This is a genomic window from Enterobacter cloacae complex sp. SHL021 (genome assembly GCF_049237765.1).
Taxonomy (GTDB): Bacteria; Pseudomonadota; Gammaproteobacteria; order Enterobacterales; family Enterobacteriaceae; genus Enterobacter; species Enterobacter cloacae.
On record NZ_JBMKJG010000001.1, the window covers coordinates 399,923 to 418,591 of the forward strand.

At 55.3% G+C, this 18,669-nt stretch carries 17 protein-coding genes and 1 pseudogene; 15 read left to right on the forward strand and 3 right to left on the reverse strand.

Features of this window, described 5'->3' with window-relative positions:
* The first annotated feature begins 415 nt into the window (after positions 1-415).
* The 7 genes from astC (at position 416) to ves (ending at position 8,114) form a co-directional block, all read left to right on the forward strand.
* Positions 416-1,636 carry a succinylornithine/acetylornithine transaminase gene (astC, locus tag ACOTZF_RS01925; protein WP_029882003.1) on the forward strand — a complete coding sequence of 407 codons (1,221 nt, stop codon included), beginning with the start codon at positions 416-418 and terminating at the stop codon, positions 1,634-1,636.
* The gene (astA, locus tag ACOTZF_RS01930; protein WP_129252777.1) at positions 1,633-2,667 is read left to right on the forward strand and encodes an arginine N-succinyltransferase; all 1,035 of its coding nucleotides are present in this window, start codon (positions 1,633-1,635) and stop codon (positions 2,665-2,667) included. The genes astC and astA overlap by 4 nt, the downstream gene beginning before the upstream one ends.
* Positions 2,664-4,151, forward strand: a complete 1,488-nt coding sequence (gene astD / locus ACOTZF_RS01935; protein ID WP_013097030.1) for a succinylglutamate-semialdehyde dehydrogenase — start codon at positions 2,664-2,666, stop codon at positions 4,149-4,151. Before astA ends, astD begins: the two co-directional genes overlap by 4 nt.
* On the forward strand, positions 4,138-5,463 hold the full coding sequence (gene astB, locus ACOTZF_RS01940) for an N-succinylarginine dihydrolase (RefSeq protein WP_058681920.1): 1,326 nt from the start codon (positions 4,138-4,140) through the stop codon (positions 5,461-5,463). Before astD ends, astB begins: the two co-directional genes overlap by 14 nt.
* 10 nt (positions 5,464-5,473) lie before the next feature.
* The gene (astE, locus tag ACOTZF_RS01945; RefSeq protein WP_129252779.1) at positions 5,474-6,439 is read left to right on the forward strand and encodes a succinylglutamate desuccinylase; all 966 of its coding nucleotides are present in this window, start codon (positions 5,474-5,476) and stop codon (positions 6,437-6,439) included.
* 337 nt (positions 6,440-6,776) lie between these two features.
* A complete protein-coding gene (spy, locus tag ACOTZF_RS01950) occupies positions 6,777-7,268 on the forward strand; it encodes an ATP-independent periplasmic protein-refolding chaperone Spy (protein WP_014831529.1) in 492 nt (163 codons plus the stop codon).
* Positions 7,269-7,556: 288 nt separating this feature from the next.
* Positions 7,557-8,114, forward strand: a complete 558-nt coding sequence (gene ves / locus ACOTZF_RS01955) for an environmental stress-induced protein Ves (protein ID WP_421636041.1) — start codon at positions 7,557-7,559, stop codon at positions 8,112-8,114.
* Between the two features lie 27 nt (positions 8,115-8,141).
* On the opposite strand, the pseudogene cho reads toward ves, so the two are convergent.
* Positions 8,142-8,792 (reverse strand): annotated as a pseudogene (cho, locus tag ACOTZF_RS01960) (excinuclease Cho); the annotation flags it as partial.
* A 149-nt stretch (positions 8,793-8,941) separates the two neighbouring features.
* A complete protein-coding gene (gene nadE, locus ACOTZF_RS01965) occupies positions 8,942-9,769 on the reverse strand; it encodes an ammonia-dependent NAD(+) synthetase (protein WP_129317762.1) in 828 nt (275 codons plus the stop codon).
* Between the two features lie 232 nt (positions 9,770-10,001).
* Here nadE and osmE point away from each other — a divergent pair, with 232 nt between their 5' ends.
* The 7 genes from osmE (at position 10,002) to chbG (ending at position 15,854) form a co-directional block, all read left to right on the forward strand.
* On the forward strand, positions 10,002-10,346 hold the full coding sequence (osmE, locus tag ACOTZF_RS01970; protein WP_003857836.1) for an osmotically-inducible lipoprotein OsmE: 345 nt from the start codon (positions 10,002-10,004) through the stop codon (positions 10,344-10,346).
* Positions 10,347-10,627: 281 nt separating this feature from the next.
* Positions 10,628-10,945 (forward strand): PTS N,N'-diacetylchitobiose transporter subunit IIB, encoded by a 318-nt coding sequence (chbB, locus tag ACOTZF_RS01975; RefSeq protein ID WP_013097023.1) that lies wholly within the window; start codon positions 10,628-10,630, stop codon positions 10,943-10,945.
* A 79-nt stretch (positions 10,946-11,024) separates the two neighbouring features.
* Entirely contained in the window at positions 11,025-12,383 is a 1,359-nt protein-coding gene (chbC, locus tag ACOTZF_RS01980; RefSeq protein WP_013097022.1) for a PTS N,N'-diacetylchitobiose transporter subunit IIC, read from the forward strand.
* 48 nt (positions 12,384-12,431) lie between these two features.
* Positions 12,432-12,779, forward strand: coding sequence for a PTS N,N'-diacetylchitobiose transporter subunit IIA (chbA, locus tag ACOTZF_RS01985; protein WP_013097021.1), 348 nt, complete (start codon positions 12,432-12,434; stop codon positions 12,777-12,779).
* A gap of 29 nt (positions 12,780-12,808) precedes the next feature.
* On the forward strand, positions 12,809-13,627 hold the full coding sequence (chbR, locus tag ACOTZF_RS01990; protein ID WP_013097020.1) for a transcriptional regulator ChbR: 819 nt from the start codon (positions 12,809-12,811) through the stop codon (positions 13,625-13,627).
* Positions 13,628-13,737: 110 nt separating this feature from the next.
* Positions 13,738-15,093 carry a 6-phospho-beta-glucosidase gene (locus ACOTZF_RS01995; RefSeq protein WP_129252783.1) on the forward strand — a complete coding sequence of 452 codons (1,356 nt, stop codon included), beginning with the start codon at positions 13,738-13,740 and terminating at the stop codon, positions 15,091-15,093.
* An 11-nt stretch (positions 15,094-15,104) separates the two neighbouring features.
* Positions 15,105-15,854, forward strand: a complete 750-nt coding sequence (gene chbG, locus ACOTZF_RS02000) for a chitin disaccharide deacetylase (protein ID WP_038979913.1) — start codon at positions 15,105-15,107, stop codon at positions 15,852-15,854.
* Between the two features lie 89 nt (positions 15,855-15,943).
* Here chbG and katE read toward each other — a convergent pair whose 3' ends face one another.
* A complete protein-coding gene (gene katE, locus ACOTZF_RS02005; RefSeq protein ID WP_045295825.1) occupies positions 15,944-18,193 on the reverse strand; it encodes a catalase HPII in 2,250 nt (749 codons plus the stop codon).
* 188 nt (positions 18,194-18,381) lie between these two features.
* On the opposite strand from katE, the gene cedA reads away from it, so the two are divergent.
* Positions 18,382-18,636: a cell division activator CedA gene (cedA, locus tag ACOTZF_RS02010; protein WP_072203699.1), complete on the forward strand. Its 255-nt coding sequence runs from the start codon at positions 18,382-18,384 to the stop codon at positions 18,634-18,636.
* Positions 18,637-18,669: the final 33 nt, after the last annotated feature.

Below are 18,669 nucleotides of genomic sequence, written 5' to 3' on the forward strand. Positions count from 1 at the left end.
GTGAATAGTGCATGGATGGTAGCAGAATTTGCGTCGTCTGTTACGGGGATTGACCAATAACTGCGACAGATAATGCCAACGGTGCAATATTTGCACCATTCTGACGCGCTTCGCCCTTAAAAGGGGCGTAAATGGCCGATAAATTTCGCGAGCGATCACAATTCCAGAATTATATTTGGCCTCTGCATACTCTTTCTGATTTTCATGCGGCAAAGCGCCGCTTGTCGTAAAAATATTCACTTTTTATGCACTAAAAGTGAATAACTCCATATTGTAACTTATTGATATTCTGTTACCCCCACCCGTTTATGCATTTTTATCGCTGGCTGGCACGAAGGCTGCAATCTACATTCATAGTGCAAACACTCAATTATTTAACATTCAAATAACCTTTTATTTACCGGATGAGGTCGCTATGTCTCTGTCAATTACGCGTGAAAATTTCGATGAATGGATGATGCCGGTTTACGCTCCGGCGGCTTTTATTCCGGTTCGTGGGGAAGGCTCGCGCCTGTGGGATCAGCAGGGTAAAGAGTATATCGACTTTGCGGGCGGGATTGCGGTTAACGCGCTGGGCCATGCACACCCGGCGCTGCGCCAGGCGTTAAACGACCAGGCGGCGAAGTTCTGGCACACCGGGAACGGCTATACCAACGAACCGGCGCTGCGTCTGGCGAAAAAACTGATCGACGCGACGTTTGCGGAGAAAGTCTTTTTCTGCAACTCGGGCGCGGAGGCGAACGAAGCGGCGCTGAAGTTGGCACGCAAATATGCGCACGATAAATTCGGTGTGCACAAGAGCGGGATTGTGGCCTTTAAGAACGCGTTCCATGGCCGCACGCTCTTTACCGTCAGCGCAGGGGGGCAGCCGTCCTACTCGCAGGACTTTGCGCCGCTGCCGCCGGATATCCGCCACGGGGTGTATAACGATCTGCAGTCAGCCCGCGAGCTGATCGACGACACCACCTGCGCGGTGATCGTCGAGCCAATGCAGGGAGAAGGCGGTGTGCTGCCCGCACAGAAAGCGTTCCTGCAGGGGTTGCGCGAACTGTGCGATCGTCATAACGCGGTACTGATTTTCGATGAAGTGCAGACCGGCGTTGGCCGTACCGGTGAGCTGTATGCGTATATGCACTACGGCGTAACGCCGGACGTTCTCTCAACGGCGAAAGCGCTGGGCGGCGGCTTCCCGATTGGCGCGATGCTGACCACCGATAAATTCGCCAGCGTAATGGTCGTGGGCACGCATGGCACCACTTATGGCGGTAACCCGCTGGCAACGGCCGTGGCCGGACAGGTTCTGGATATCATCAATACCCCGGAAGTGTTGAAGGGGGTTAAACAGCGTCACGACTGGTTTGTGGAGCGTCTGAACGCCATTAACAGCAAGACCGGTCTGTTTAAAGAGATTCGCGGCCTGGGGCTGTTAATTGGCTGCGAACTGACGCCGGAGTTTGCCGGAAAAGCTAAACTTATTTCACAGGAAGCGGCGAAACAGGGCGTGATGGTGCTGATTGCCGGTGCCAACGTGGTGCGTTTTGCCCCTGCGCTGATTGTCAGCGAGGAAGAGGTGAGCACCGGTTTAGACCGTTTTGCGCTGGCCTGTGAACGTGTGAAATCCGGGGTGTCATCATGATGGTCATCCGTCCCGTTGAGCGCGGCGATCTCGCCGGGCTCATGCAGCTTGCCGGTAAGACGGGGGGCGGGCTGACCTCGCTTCCTGCCGATGAAAAAACGCTGTCGGCGCGCATTGAGCGCGCCCTGCAAACCTGGCAGGGGACGTTGCCAAAAAGCGAACAGGGCTATGTGTTCGTGCTGGAAGATACCGACACGGGGACCGTAGCCGGGATCTGCGCCATCGAAGTGGCCGTTGGTCTTAATGACCCGTGGTACAACTACCGCGTGGGCACCATGGTTCATGCCTCAAAAGAGCTGAACGTCTATAACGCGCTGCCGACGCTGTTTCTCTGTAATGACCACACCGGTGCCAGCGAGCTTTGCACGCTGTTCCTTGATCCGGCGTGGCGTAAAGAGGGCAACGGGTATCTGCTCTCCAAATCGCGCTTTATGTTTATGGCCGCTTTCCGCGATCGTTTTAACGAAAAGGTGGTGGCTGAAATGCGCGGTGTGATCGACGATAAAGGTTATTCGCCGTTCTGGGAGAGCCTGGGCGAGCGTTTCTTCTCGATGGAGTTCAGCCGGGCAGACTATCTGTGCGGCACAGGGCAGAAAGCGTTTATCGCTGAGCTGATGCCGAAACACCCTATCTATACCCATTTCTTAACCCCGGAAGCGCAGGCGGTGATTGGCGAAGTCCATCCGCAAACGGCGCCTGCCCGCGCGGTGCTGGAGAAAGAAGGCTTCCGCTACCGTAACTATGTCGACATCTTTGACGGCGGGCCGACGCTGGAGTGCGACATCGACCGCGTGCGCGCGATCCGTAAAAGCCGACTGGTTGACGTCTCTGAAGGTCAGCCCGCGCCGGGTGACTGGCCGGCGTGCCTGGTGGCGAACGAAAATTACACCAACTTCCGCGCCATGCTGGTGCGTACCAACCCGAAATGTGAACGTCTGGTGCTGACGGCTGCAGAACTGGATGTCCTGAAATGTAATGCCGGCGATACGGTTCGCCTGGTGCGACTCTGCCCTGAGGAGAAAACAGCATGACTTTATGGATCAACGGAGACTGGGTAACGGGCGAAGGCGAACAGCGAGTGAAGACCAATCCGGTCGGCAACGAGGTGCTCTGGAAAGGTAATGATGCCAGCGCCGGGCAGGTTGAACAGGCCTGCCACGCCGCGCGCCGCGCATTTCCGGCGTGGGCGAAACAGCCGTTCACCGTGCGCCAGGGGATTGTCGAAAAGTTTGCCTCTCTGCTGGAAGCGAATAAAACCGAGTTGACCCGCACGATCGCCCTGGAGACCAGCAAGCCACGCTGGGAAGCGGCGACTGAAGTGACGGCGATGATCAACAAAATCGCCATCTCGGTAAAGGCGTACCATACCCGCACCGGCGAGCAGCATACCGAAATGGCTGACGGCGCGGCCACGCTGCGCCATCGCCCCCATGGCGTACTGGCGGTGTTTGGCCCCTACAACTTCCCGGGGCATCTGCCAAACGGGCATATTGTGCCCGCACTGCTGGCGGGAAATAGCGTCATTTTCAAACCGAGTGAATTAACGCCGCTGACCGGTGAGGTGGTGGTGAAGCTCTGGGAGCAGGCGGGTTTGCCGCCGGGCGTGCTGAACCTGGTGCAGGGCGGGCGTGAAACCGGCCAGGCGCTGAGCGCGTTAAGTGATATTGATGGCCTGCTGTTTACCGGCAGCGCCGGGACGGGCTATCAGCTGCATCGCCAGCTGGCCGGGCAGCCGGAAAAAATTCTGGCGCTGGAGATGGGCGGAAACAACCCGCTCATTGTGGAAGATCCTGATGATATTGACGCGGCAGTCCACCTGACCATCCAGTCGGCCTTTATTACTGCCGGTCAGCGCTGCACCTGTGCGCGTCGTCTGCTGGTGAAGCGCGGGGCGCAGGGCGATGCGTTCCTCAGGCGTCTGGTTGAGGTGAGCGCGCGTCTGGTGCCTGCGACGTGGGATGCCGACCCGCAGCCGTTTATCGGCGGGCTCATCTCCGAACAGGCGGCGCTGAACGTTCTGAAAGCCTGGCAGGACCATGTCTCACGCGGCGCGAAAACCTTGCTGGAGCCGAAGCAGGTTCAGCCGGGCACGTCGCTGCTAACGCCGGGCATTGTTGAGATGAGCGGCGCGAGCAACGTGCCGGATGAAGAGGTCTTTGGACCGCTGCTGTGCGTCTGGCGCTATGACGATTTTGACAGTGCCATTGCGATGGCCAACAACACCCGCTACGGCCTGTCGAGCGGTCTGATTTCACCGCAGCGCGAGAAGTTTGATCAGCTGCTGCTCGAAGCGCGCGCCGGGATTGTTAACTGGAACAAACCGCTGACCGGTGCCGCGAGTACCGCCCCGTTTGGCGGCGTAGGAGCTTCCGGGAACCATCGCGCCAGCGCGTGGTATGCCGCAGATTACTGCGCGTGGCCGATGGCGAGCCTGGAAACACCCGCGCTGACGCTGCCGGAAACGCTTAGTCCGGGTCTGGATTTTAGTCAGGGAGATCGCCATGAAAGCGCGTGAAGTCAATTTTGACGGCCTGGTGGGGCTGACGCACCACTATGCCGGGCTCTCCTTTGGTAATGAAGCCTCGACGAAACACCGTTTTCAGGTCTCCAACCCGAAACTGGCGGCAAAGCAGGGGCTGCTGAAAATGAAGGCGCTATCGGACGCGGGTTTTCCGCAGGCGGTGATCCCGCCGCAGGAGCGTCCAAACGTGGCGGTGTTACGTCAGCTTGGTTTTAGCGGCACTGATGAACAGGTAGTGGAGAAAGCGGGAACGCAGACGCCACACCTGCTCTCGGCGGCGAGTTCCGCCTCCTCAATGTGGGTGGCTAACGCGGCGACCGTCGCACCTTCTGCCGATACGCTGGATGGCAAGGTTCATTTGACGGTGGCGAACCTGAACAACAAATTCCACCGTGCCACCGAAGCGGAGACCACGGAGCGCGTGCTGCGCGCCATTTTCCATAATGACGCCCATTTTGCTGTCCATCCGGCTCTGCCGCAGGTGGCGATGTTTGGTGATGAAGGTGCTGCCAACCATAACCGTCTGGGCGGCGATTACGGCGAACCGGGGTTACAGCTGTTTATTTACGGGCGGGAAGAGGGCGGCCATTCTGCGCCAACCCGCTATCCGGCCCGCCAGACGCTGGCGGCAAGCCAGGCCGTGGCGCGTCTGAATCAGGTCAATCCGTCGCAGGTGATTTTTGCCCAGCAGAACCCGCATGTGATCGACCAGGGCGTGTTCCATAACGACGTGATTGCCGTCTCTAACCGCCAGGTTCTGTTCTGCCACGAGCAGGCGTTCGCCCATCAGGAGAAACTCCTCGCCACGCTGCATGAACGCGTGCCCGGGTTTACGCCGATTCAGGTGCCGACGCAGGCGGTGAGCGTGCAGGATGCGGTTGAGACCTACCTCTTCAACAGCCAGCTGTTGAGCCGGGACGATGGCAGCATGATGCTGGTGCTGCCGCAGGAGTCCAGCGATCACCCGGGCGTGTGGCGTTATCTGACTGAACTGGTGAAAGCCGATAACCCGATTGCGGAACTGCGCGTCTTTGATCTGCGCGAGAGCATGGCAAACGGGGGTGGTCCGGCCTGTTTACGCCTGCGCGTGGTGCTGACGCCTGCCGAAATGCAGGCCGTTAACCCGGCAGTGATGATGAATGAGACGCTGTTTAACACCCTGAACGACTGGGTGGACCGCTACTATCGCGACCGGTTAACGCAGGCCGATCTGGTTGACCCGCAGCTGCTGCGCGAAGGCCGCGAGGCGCTGGACGCGTTAACCTCAATCCTGCAGCTGGGTTCGGTTTACCCGTTCCAGCGCTAAAGGAGGCGCTATGGAAAATTTACTGGCGCTGACGCTGGCCGACGAAACGCCCTCACAACGTGAGGGAGAGGGGCCCTCATTCCACTGGCGGTGGCTGGGGCGCGGCGTGCTTGAACTGACACCGACCGCCAGGAGTGAACTGTCGCTTCTGCTCTCAACCGGCATTCACGGCAATGAAACGGCGCCCGTCGAGATTGTCGACCTGCTGCTGCGCGCGTTGTATTGCGGGGAGATCGCGCTGCACTGCCGTCTGCTGGTGGTTCTGGGAAACCCGCCTGCGCTGGCGCAAAATAAACGCTATCTGGTGAGCGACATCAACCGCATGTTCGGTGGCCGCTGGTCGCAATTCCCACAAAGTGATGAAACGGCACGGGCGCAGTGGCTTGAGCAGATCGTCACCGCCTTTTTCACCGACGCGGGGCCATCGCGCTGGCATCTCGATCTGCATACGGCGATCCGCGCCTCGTATCACGTGCGTTTTGGCGTACTGCCGCAGCGTAATCAGCCCTGGGAGGAAGATTTTCTGAGTTGGCTGGGGGATGCGGGGCTGGAAGCGCTGGTCTTCCATCAGTCGCCGGGGGGAACCTTTACCCACTTCACCTGCGAACGCTTCGGCGCGCTGGCCTGCACGCTGGAACTGGGAAAAGCGCTGCCGTTTGGGCAAAACGATCTTACGCGCTTTGCCCCGACGCATTTTGCGCTGCGGGCGCTGCTGGGGGGGACGGAGCCGGAGCATACCAGCCAGCCCGTCGAGCGTTATCGGGTTGTGCAGCAGATCACCCGCCGTAGCGAGGCTTTCCAGCTACACATGGCGGCCCACACGCTCAATTTTACGCCGTTTCGCAAGGGGGCATTACTGGCGGAGGACGGCGACGAGCGCTATGAGGTGCAGAAAACAACCGAATATGTGCTGTTCCCCAACCCGTCGGTGGCCTTTGGTCTGCGGGCCGGGCTGATGCTGGAAAAAGTGTCCTGATCGTTTCCCCTCCTGTCTGCGGGAGGGGAATATTAAAACTATATTCTTAGCGATTAAGGCGATCGCATTTTCTTTGCAGAATATTCCTGGATAATTGCTTTATTATTAAACGGCAGTTGGTTATACTTCTGCACAATCTCTTAATAATCAGCTTATTGCATATTTTTGTTGCAACTCTCCACGCTTTATCCTTATTTCCTCCATATTTGGCGAAAATTTGTTTTTTACACTTTCATTGTTTTACCGTTGCTCTGACTAATTGACGATAAACCCCGTAAAGTTAATCTCGTCAACACGGCATAGCGCCGAAGAATAACTGAAAGTAAGGAAATAAATTATGCGTAAGTTTACTGCACTGTTTGTTGCTTCTACCCTGGCTCTGGGCGCTACCAGCATGGCGTTCGCCGCAGATACCGCAACCACCACTGCCGCGCCTGCTGAAGGCAAAATGATGATGCATCACAAAGGCAAGCCGGGTATGCACGAGATGATGATGTTCAAAGATCTGAACCTGACGGATGCGCAGAAACAGCAGATCCGCGACATCATGAAAAGCCAGCGTGACCAGATGAAACGTCCTCCGCTGGAAGAGCGCCGCGCGATGCATGACATTATCGCCAGCGACAGCTTCGATAAGGCAAAAGCCGAAGCGCAGATCGACAAAATGGCTGAGCAGCATAAAGCCCGCATGCTGGCTCATATGGAAACCCAGAACAAGATCTACAACATTCTGACGCCGGAACAGAAAAAACAATTTAATGCCAATTTTGAGAAGCGTCTGACAGAACGTCCGGCAATGGAAGGTAAAATGCCAGCACCAACCGAATAATCGGTTCACTCTCTTAAGACCGCCGGGATCCTGTCTACAAAAGCGCAAATGCTGTGGACAGGACCGGCGGTTTTTTCTTTCTTACCCTCTTGTCTGCCGCAACAGGCGCGGTATTCTCCTGTCATCGCTTCAGAGAATTCATGACGTTAGATTTTTTATCAGCGTCCCGCTAAGGCTTGCCCGCTCTGCTGCCGATACTACGTCTGTAACTATTCAATCATAACAAACAAGACAGCAACGATAGCGATATCCTTGCCCTGGCGCTCGTTGCGCCATTCAGGAGTGGTGATGGAGTTCTTTGATATCCGTAAAATGCCGGTCAGTCTCTGGCGCAATGGTGCTGGTGAGACGCGCGAAATTTGTTGTTTTCCTCCCGCGACGCGCGATTTTTTCTGGCGTGCCAGCATTGCGACCATCGCCAGCAATAGCGAATTCTCCTCCTTTCCCGGTGTTGACCGGGTTATCACCCTGCTGGAAGGGGGGGAAGTGACGCTGGATGCCGGTCAGGCGTTTTGCCATACCCTGAAGCACCATCAGCCCTTTTGTTTTTCCGGCGACCAGCCGGTAAAAGCGCTGTTAAGCGACGGGCAGATGTCGATGGACTTCAACATCATGACCCGGCGGGATTGCTGCCAGGCGAAAGTGCGGGTGGCGGACCGCACCTTCACTACCTTTGGCTCACGCGGGGGTGTAGTCTTCGTCTTAAGCGGTGCGTGGCAGCTGGGGGATAAATTGCTGACAGCCGATCAGGGCGCGAGCTGGGAGGAGGGAACCCACACCCTGCGTTTGCTGGAATCGCACGGCAGGTTATTATTCAGCGAAATCAACTGGCTGCCTGGTCATTAAGCACAATAACGTCAAATTCGCCGGTCAGCACTTCACGCTGATGGCCGCCAGCCCGCCAAGAAGCCGGGCGTGATGATCCTCGACGCTCTCTTTGCCGCAGCAGGCCCCCGCACAGCGTTTGAGCGCAGAGCGGAAACAGGCGCGTCCACGGGTGGTGGCCTCCAGCCCCAGCAGGCTGTAGCAAAGCTGCTGCTCGTCCGCCAGCGTTTGCAGCGCCTGTAGCGCCGCACGTTTGTTGGCGAACAGGCCGTACAGATTCGGTGCGTGCGAAAAATCGACGTCGCGCGCATAGACAACCTGCGGTTTGCCCGCGGTTATCTGCAGCGAGCAGAGCTGACGATTGCGGCGCAGACGCTTATTAAACAACGGCTGTTGCTCTTTGATCAGACGGGCTTCCAGTAAGAGCGCTCCCATTTCCCCTGCCGTCGGATACCAGCTGATGCGTCGCGACTGGCGGAGCATGGCGGCTTCGTCCGGCGTGCGCAGATGGGACAGCACCCGGCTGCGAATATTCACGCTTTTGCCGATATAGAGCGGCAGAGTGTCGCTTTCGCCATGAAAGATGTACACGCCCGGCTGTTTAGGTAATTCCTCAAGCCAGGGGCGGAGATGTTCGGGATATTCATAGATAGCCGCCGCTTCAAACTCCAGACGCGGGGCAGATTGACGCCTGCTCACATACGACTCCATATACTGTTCAGGTATACAGTGTAGCAGGTGTGGGGTGGTTAAAAAAGAGCCGGGTCGCCTGATGCTCTCACCCCAACCCTCTCCCTCGGGAGAGGGCGCAAACACTAAAAACGGTAACCTGGGTTACCGTTTTGCTTTTATTTCTTCCAGAAATCGTCAAACACGGTAATGGGTGGGCGGCGTTTGTGCTCGGTTTTCAGATACCAGCCTTCGATAATCTTCGCGATACTCTCGTCCAGTTTCTTGCCTTCCAGATAATCATCTATGTTGTCATAGGTCACACCGAGCGCCGCTTCATCCGGCAGGGAAGGGCGATCGTCTTCCAGATCCGCCGTTGGCGCTTTCTTGTATAAATGCTCCGGGCAGCCCAGCGCAGCCAGCAGTTGTTTACCCTGACGCTTGTTCAAACGGAAGATAGGGTTAATGTCGGTGCCCCCGTCGCCATATTTGGTGAAGAAACCGGTGATGGCTTCTGCCGCGTGATCGGTCCCGACAACCATGCCTTTGGTCATGCCTGCAATGCTGTACTGCGCTTTCATACGTTCGCGCGCTTTTTCATTGCCGCGCACAAAATCGCTCAGCTCAATGCCCGCTTCACGCAGCGCCTGTTCACTCGCCAGCACCGATCCTTTGATATTGACCGTCAGTACGCGGTCTGGCTGGATAAAGGCGATGGCATCCTGACAATCCTGTTCGTCTGCCTGCACGCCATACGGAAGACGCACGGCGATAAACTGCAGCGCTTCATCTCCCGTCTCTTCGCGCAGCTCTGAAATGGCCATCTGGCAGAGTTTGCCGGTCAGCGTCGAGTCCTGCCCGCCGCTGATGCCCAGTACCAGCGTTTTCAGAAACGAGTTCGTTTTTAAATAGGATTTTAAAAAATCAACGCTTCGGCGGATCTCTTCATTTGCATCTACCGCAGGCTTCGCGCCCAGCGCCTGAATAATCTCGTGTTGCAGAGCCATCACGCCCTCCATATGCAGACCATAAACAGAATGTGTTAACTGTTAAAACTAACCCTTCAGGCGTAAAACGACAAGGATCACAGTTTCGAGTGCGCTATTTTGCGGCGTTTTAGCAGCTTATCGTTGTTTTATTAGAATTTTCCGAAATTCGTCTGGCGTAACTCGCAAAGTTGAACAATAGTACTTTTTATCCCATGCTTAGATAACACGCTGATAAACAAGAGGACGGAATATGAACAAGAACGTAGCAGGAATTCTTAGCGCAGCGGCGGTACTGACTATGCTGGCAGGGTGTACGGCTTACGATCGCACCAAAGATCAGTTTACACAGCCGGTAGTGAAAGATGTCAAAAAAGGCATGACCCGTTCGCAGGTGGCTGCGATTGCCGGTAAGCCTTCGTCAGAAGTGACCATGATCCACGCGCGTGGTACCTGCCAGACCTATATCCTGGGTCAACGTGATGGTAAGGCAGAAACCTACTTTGTTGCTCTGGATGACACCGGTCACGTCATCAATTCCGGTTACCAGACCTGTGCGGAATACGATACCGATCCGCAGGCACCTAAGGCGCAGTAACCCTGCTTGCCTGAGGATGTTAACAAGCCGGCCTTTGGGCCGGTTTTTTTATGCATACGTAAATCTTATTTCTTTGCGCGAATTATTTGCCTGAAATGTGAAGGTAGTCAACAAGCCAGGTCAATGAGAGACAATTTAGGCCTGTGCAGAATTATCCCCCCTCTGTACCATTACGTATACTCACTCCAACGATAAACAACAGTCAGCACATTACCTGTCAGCCAGGAGAGCGAGTCGAGTGATAGCGAGACGGCAGGTAGTCATAAAAGAGGGAAATCATGATGGAAAAGAAACATATCTACCTGTTCTGCTCTGCAGGCATGTCAACGTCACTGCTGGTGTCGAAGATGCGTGCACAGGCCGAAAAGTATGAAGTGCCGGTGGTGATCGAAGCGTTCCCGGAAACACTGGCGGGCGAAAAAGGCCAGACCGCAGATGTTATTTTACTGGGTCCGCAGATCGCTTACATGCTGCCAGAAATTCAACGTCTGTTACCGAATAAACCGGTCGAGGTTATCGACTCAGGGCTGTACGGTAAGATTGATGGTTTAGGTGTACTGAAAGCTGCTGTGGCAGCAATTAAAAAAGCTGCTAATTAATTTTTATTTTTCCCGTCAAAGAGTTATTTCACACACAATACGCCGCGACATACGTTGCGGCATTTAAGGGTATTTTCCTATGAGTAAAGTCATCGCTTCACTTGAAAAGGTACTCCTTCCTTTTGCTGTTAAAATAGGAAAGCAGCCTCACGTTAACGCCATCAAAAACGGCTTTATTAAATTAATGCCGTTGACGCTGGCCGGGGCAATGTTCGTTTTAATTAACAACGTTTTTCTGAGCTTTGGTGAAGGTTCCTTTTTTTATTCATTAGGAATTCGGTTAGACGCTTCAACCATTGAAACCCTTAACGGTTTTAAAGCCATCGGCGGCAACGTATATAACGGTACGTTGGGTATTATGTCGCTGATGGCGCCTTTCTTTATTGGGATGGCATTAGCCGAAGAACGTAAGGTGGATCCGCTGGCCGCGGGGTTATTGTCCGTTGCCGCCTTTATGACCGTCACCCCATACAGCGTGGGTGAAGCTTATGCTGTGGGTGCCAACTGGCTGGGTGGGGCAAACATTATTTCCGGTATCGTTATCGGTCTGGTGGTTGCCGAGATGTTCACCTTTATTATCCGTCGCAACTGGGTAATTCGCCTGCCAGATAGCGTACCGGGCTCCGTTTCCCGTTCATTTTCCGCGTTGATTCCAGGCTTCATTATTCTCTCCATCATGGGGATTATTGCCTGGGCGCTCTCTCACTGGGGCACAAACTTCCACCAGATCATCATGGACTCTATCTCAACGCCGCTGGCGTCGATGGGGGGCGTGGTCGGTTGGGCGTACGTGATTTTCACCTCCCTGCTGTGGTTCTTCGGCGTACATGGTTCACTGGCACTGGCCGCGCTGGACAGCGGTATCATGACCCCATGGGCACTGGAAAACGTTGCACTTTATCAGCAGTACGGCTCCGTTGATGCGGCGCTGGCAGCCGGTAAAACCTTCCATGTGTGGGCGAAGCCGATGCTGGACTCTTATATCTTCCTGGGGGGTACCGGGGCGACGCTGGGTCTGATCATCGCGGTCTTTATTGTCTCTCGTCGCGCTGACCATCGTCAGGTTGCGAAGCTGGCGCTGCCGTCAGGCATCTTCCAGATTAACGAGCCGATTCTGTTTGGTCTGCCTATCATCATGAACCCGGTGATGTTCATTCCATTCGTCCTGATTCAGCCGCTGCTGGCGGGGATCACCCTGACGGCCTATTACCTGGGCATTATCCCGCCTGTTACCAACATTGCGCCGTGGACCATGCCGGCGGGGCTGGGGGCGTTCTTCAACACCAACGGTAGCGTCGCGGCCTTCCTGCTGGCGATATTCAACCTCGGGATTGCAACACTGCTCTACATGCCATTCGTGGCGATAGCCAACAAAGCCGCGACCGTGATTGATGAAGAAGAGAGCGAAGAGGATATCGCCCTCGCACTGAAATTCTAAATATTGCCCGGCGCGGGGTAACCCGCGCCAGCGAAAAGGAGCTTAAAGATGTTAGATTTGGATAGTATCGTAGCCGAAGACGCTGTAGAGAACGATCTGGAAGAAGTGGTGATGGGGCTTATCATCAACTCCGGGCAAGCACGTAGCCTGGCGTATGCTGCCCTGAAGCAGGCCAAGCAGGGCGATTTTGCCGCCGCTAAGACCATGATGGATCAATCCCGTATCGCGCTGAATGAAGCGCACCTGGTGCAGACTAAGCTTATCGAAGGCGACCAGGGGGAAGGGAAGATGAAAGTCAGCCTGGTGCTGGTGCATGCACAGGATCACCTGATGACCTCGATGCTGGCACGCGAGCTGGTAGCAGAGTTAATTGAGCTTCACGAGAAGCTGCAGTAAGTCAGACTGAGTAGCAGGAGGTCAGCACGATGGAAATTAAAACCGCACTTGAACAGCAGCTGTTTAATGGCAAGAATTTTCACGTGGTTATTTACAACAAGACGGAGAGCGCCAGTGGTCTGCACCAGCATGACTACTACGAGTTCACGATTGTTCTGACCGGCCGCTACTATCAGGAGATTAACGGCAAGCGTGTCCTGCTGGAGCGCGGTGATTTTGTTTTCCTGCCGATGGGATCTTATCACCAGAGCTTTTACGAATTTGGTGCCACCCGTATTCTGAATGTTGGCGTCAGCAGACGTTTCTTTGAGAAACACTATCTGCCGCTGGTGCCGTTCTGCTTTGTGGCGTCACAGGTCTATCGCGTAAAAAACGAATTTATGACCTGGATCGAAACGGTGATCGCCTCGCTCAACTTCCGCGACAATGAGTTCGATGAATTTATTGAAACCGTGACGTTCTATGTGATGAACCGCCTTCGCCACCACCGTGAAGAGCAGCAGGTGAGCGACGACATTCCGCAATGGCTGCGCAGTACCGTCGAGTTGATGCACGACAAAGGGCAGTTCAGCGAGAATGCTCTGGAAAATATGGTGTCACTGTCCGGAAAATCCCAGGAATACCTGACCCGGGCGACACAGCGTTATTATCGTAAAACGCCCGTGCAAATTATTAATGAAATCCGCATTAATTTTGCTAAAAAACAGCTGGAAATTACCAACTACTCTGTCACCGATATTGCTTATGAGTCCGGTTACAGTAGCCCCAGCCTGTTTATTAAAACCTTTAAGAAATTTACCTCATTCACACCAAACAGTTACCGGAAGAATTTGACGGTAATTAATTAGTGCCTGGCGAGTGTATTCGCCACGAATATTGACTTGATTGCTTGCCCAAATAGCGGGAAGAGACCGCTATACCTTGCAGGCGATTAACCTGATACGCTAAGGGAGATGTTATGCAAAAGAAATTAAAAGTCGTGACCATTGGCGGCGGCAGCAGCTATACCCCGGAATTACTGGAAGGTTTCCTGAAACGTTATCATGAATTACCGGTCAGTGAACTATGGCTGGTGGATGTTGAAGAAGGGCAGGAAAAGCTGAATATTATTTTTGACCTGTGCCAGCGGATGGTAGAAAAAGCTGGTGTGCCCTTAACCGTGCATAAAACCCTCGATCGTCGCCTGGCGTTGCAGGACGCTGACTTCGTTACCACTCAGCTGCGCGTGGGCCAGCTCAAAGCGCGTGAACTGGACGAACGCATTCCGCTGAGCCACGGCTATCTGGGACAGGAAACCAATGGCGCGGGCGGCTTGTTTAAAGGTTTGCGCACCATCCCGGTCATTTTCGACATCATCAAAGATGTGCAGGCGATCTGCCCGAACGCATGGGTGATTAACTTTACCAACCCGGCCGGGATGGTCACCGAGGCGGTCTATCGCCATACCAGCTTCAAGCGTTTTATCGGCGTCTGCAATATTCCGATTGGCATGAAGATGTTCATCCGCGACGTGCTGGAGCTGACCGACAACGACGATCTCTCTATCGATCTGTTTGGCCTTAACCACATGGTGTTCATCAGAGATGTGATAGTAAACGGCCAGTCTCGCTTTGCTGAACTGCTGGACGGCGTGGCTTCCGGCCGCCTGACCGCAGCATCCGTAAAAAATATCTTCGACCTGCCGTTCAGCGAAGGGCTCATCCGTTCCCTGAATCTGCTGCCATGCTCGTATCTGCTCTACTACTTCAAGCAGAAAGAGATGCTGGCCATCGAAATGGGCGAGTACTATAAAGGCGGTGCCCGCGCTCAGGTTGTGCAGAAAGTTGAAAAGCAGCTGTTTGATTTGTATAAAGATCCGAACCTGAACGTGAAGCCGAAAGAGCTTGAACAGCGCGGTGGGGCGTACTATTCCGACGCGGCGTGCGAAGTGATCAACGCCATTTACAATGACAAGCAGGCTGAGCACTACGTCAATGTGCCGCACCACGGCCATATCGACAATATCCCGGCCGACTGGGCCGTAGAGATGACCTGTATCCTGGGCCGTGAGGGGGCAAAACCGCATCCGCGTATTACCCACTTTGATGACAAAGTGATGGGGCTCATCCATACCATCAAAGGGTTTGAAGTGGCGGCCAGCAACGCTGCGCTGAGCGGTGAGTTGAATGACGTGCTGCTGGCGTTGAACCTCAGCCCGCTGGTGCATTCCGACCGCGATGCGGAAGGGCTGGCCAGCGAGATGATACTGGCGCATGAAAAATGGCTGCCAAACTTTGCCGCCACGGTTGAGAAGCTCAAGCACCAACACCGTTAAGAGGACGTGCGATGGAAAACCTGCTGATCGTCAATGCTGATGATTTTGGCCTGTCTAAGGGGCAAAACTACGGCATTGTTGAAGCCTGCCGACGGGGTGTGGTGACCTCGACCACCGCGCTGGTGAATGGAGAGGCGATAGAGCACGCGGCGCAGCTGAGCCGTGAAGCGCCTGAGCTGGGCGTGGGCATGCACTTTGTGTTGACGCTGGGGAGGCCGCTTTCAGCGATGCCGGGCCTGACGCGTGACGGGCAACTCGGGAAATGGATTTGGGAACTGGCGGAGCAGGACGCGCTGCCGCTCGAAGAGATTGCCCGCGAGCTGGACTGTCAGTACAACCGTTTTGTTGACCTCTTTGGTCGCGAACCAACCCATATCGACAGCCATCATCATGTGCATATGATCCCGGCGATATTCCCGCTCGTTGCGGATTTTGCTCAGCGTAAAGGCGTGGCGATGCGCGTGGATCGCGACGTGCGCGGGTTGCCTGACTTTGCCGTGACAACAACGGAGGGGTTCAGCAGCGCGTTTTACGGTGAGGAGATCGACGAAGCGCTGTTCCTGAAGGTGCTGGATGATTCCGCAGCCCGGGGGGAACGGTCGCTGGAGGTGATGGCGCATCCCGCGTTTGTCGATAACACCGTCCGTAAGAGCGCCTACTGCTGGCCGCGCCTGGCGGAGCTGGAGGTGCTGACGTCGCCGTCGCTGAAATACGCGATTGCCGAGCGCGGGTATCGGTTGGGGACTTTCGGGGATCTTTAAGACAAAGCCCGGTGGCGGCTTCGCCTTACCGGGCCTACAAAACCAGTCGAAATGTAGGCCGGGTAAGCGCAAGCGCCACCCGGCTTTTTTTACGCCGGTATCTGGTCAATCTTGCTGCTGCGCGACCAGACGCGGTGCGCGGCTAGCAGATCAAACAGCCTGGTCATAAACGCGTCGTCGACGTTATCGCCTTCCACAATCCCGTCTTCACCCTGATCGGCCACGTTCAGGCGTGCTTTAAACTGTCGCGCATCACCGGAAAGGGCGATCGGTTTCAGATGCTTATAGGCTTCAAGCAGATAATAGACCGCGTCACCGTTGCTGAGCAGGCTGGCAATATCGCCGCACGGCACAATCACCGCGTCCACCGTCAGGGATGGCGCACCGGCAAAGGTGGCGGCAACCGGCAGCACTGACCCGTCATCGGCAGTTACTTCACCCATTCGGGAGTAGAGCAGTTTGGCGTGTACGCCTTTGGTTTTCAGCGCCTGCATGATCCCCAGCACGTCGCTGGCGCGGGTTTTGTCGTTAAGCAGGATCGCCACCACCCGGCCTTTAATCGAGCCTCCCGGCACCGCGTACAGGCTGAGCGACGGATCTTTTTTCACCCCGTTGACCTCTTTTGGCGGGGCAAGATTGCGTTGCTCATCCGTCAGCGTAATGCCGAGGTTATCGGCCACGCTCTGGGCGAGCTGAATATCAATGTGTGCCAGCTGATCGACCACGCGCTCGCGGATGTAGGTCCGCACAACCTTGCTCAGTTCGAAGCTAAAACCGCCGATAATATGCTGCTGCTCAATCGGTGTCTGGCTGTTCCAGAACAGGCGAGGGTGGGCGTAATACTCTCCAAATGACGGGCTGCGCTCGCGGATTTTGTTGCCGTCCACACGTTCCTGATACGACTCAAATCCACCCCGTTTCGGGCCAGGAGGCGTTTCGCGCGGCCAGTTATCGTTGATGGAGTTGGGCTCATAGTTGGCCGGGTTGGTATCGATATCCTGACGATGCATCCCGTCGCGCTGGAAATTGTGGTACGGACAGGTGGGGCGGTTAATCGGAATTTCATGGAAGTTCGGCCCGCCGAGTCGGCTGATCTGCGTATCAGTGTAGGAGAACAGTCGCCCCTGCAGCAGCGGATCGTTGGTGAAATCCAGGCCCGGGACGATATGACCGGGGTGGAAAGCCGCCTGTTCGTTCTCGGCAAAGAAGTTATCCGGGTTACGGTTAAGCACCATTTTGCCCACCAGCTGAACCGGTACCAGCTCCTCGGGGATCAGTTTGGTCGGATCCAGCAGGTCAAAATCGAATTTGAATTCGTCCTCTTCCGGGATCAGCTGTAACCCCAGCTCATATTCCGGGAAATCGCCCGCTTCAATGGATTCCCACAGCTCGCGGCGATGGAAGTCCGGATCACGCCCGGTCAGCTTCTGGGCTTCATCCCACACCAGCGAGGCTTTCCCGGCGACCGGTTTCCAGTGGAAACGGACAAACGTCGCTTTGCCCTCGGCGTTGATCATCCGGAAGGTATGAATGCCAAACCCTTCCATGGTGCGATAGCTGCGCGGGATCCCGCGGTCAGACATCGCCCACATCACGTTGTGTAACGTCTCGGGTTGCAGGGAGACATAGTCCCAGAAGGTGTCATGCGCACTTTGTCCCTGCGGTATCGCCCAGTGGGGCTCCGGTTTTACCGCATGGACAAAGTCAGGAAATTTATGCGCATCCTGAATGAAAAAGACTGGGGTGTTATTGCCTACCAGGTCGAAAATACCCTCTTCGGTATAAAACTTGGTGGCAAAGCCGCGAATATCTCGCACGGTATCTGCCGAACCTGCGCCACCCTGCACGGTGGAAAAGCGCACAAACACGGGGGTGATCTTATCCGGGTCTGAAAGGAAGTCAGCTTTGGTGATTTCCTTCAGGCTCTTGTAAGGCTGGAAATAGCCGTGAGCGGCGGAACCGCGCGCGTGCACGATACGCTCCGGGATACGCTCATGGTCAAAGTGGGTGATTTTTTCCCGGAGGATGAAGTCTTCCAGCAGAGTCGGTCCGCGGGATCCCGCGCGCAGGGAATTCTGATCGTCAGCGATGCGCACCCCCTGATTGGTGGTCAACGCATAGCCTTCTCCGCCTTTGCGGTGTGGCTCGAGTGATTTTAGCTTCTCATTGCCGGTGTCCGGCGATTTCATGCTACCGGGCGCGGTGGGCTGCTCGCCAGGGGCTGAGGGACCCGGTGAAGGGCGATGAGAGCCATCTTCAGGTGCAAGGGAGTCCATACCCGGCTGTGATTCTTCAGTGCCATGAATGGGTGATTGATGTGTGTTATCTTTGTTCGACATTGCACGCTTCTCCTTTATTCATTCCTAAAAAACCCTGTTAACTATAGAACAATGTACGGAAAGGGCAGGCGAACTCAGCTTTTTCAGACACCGCCTTAGTAAAAGAGGCGGTCCACCACACGCAAGGCGCGACGCGTGGGGGCAGGATCGGCTATCATAGAAATTTCCTGCTTTCAGAATGTGCTTTAATGAACCAGTCGCTTATGAAACCTCTTCGTCAACAAAATCGCCAGGTTATTAGCTACGTGCCCCGTGTCGAACCCGCTCCCCCTGAACATGCGCTGAAGGTGGATGGCTATCGCGATGTCTGGCAGTTACGTGGCAAATATGTGGCCTTTGTGCTGATTGGCGAGCATTTCCGTCGTTCTCCGGTGTTTACCGTGCCGGAAGCGGCCCAGCGGTGGGCCATGCAGGTCCGTCAGGATGAAGAAATTCAGGAATAGTTTTTTATACAGAACATCCCGTTTGTAAAACGG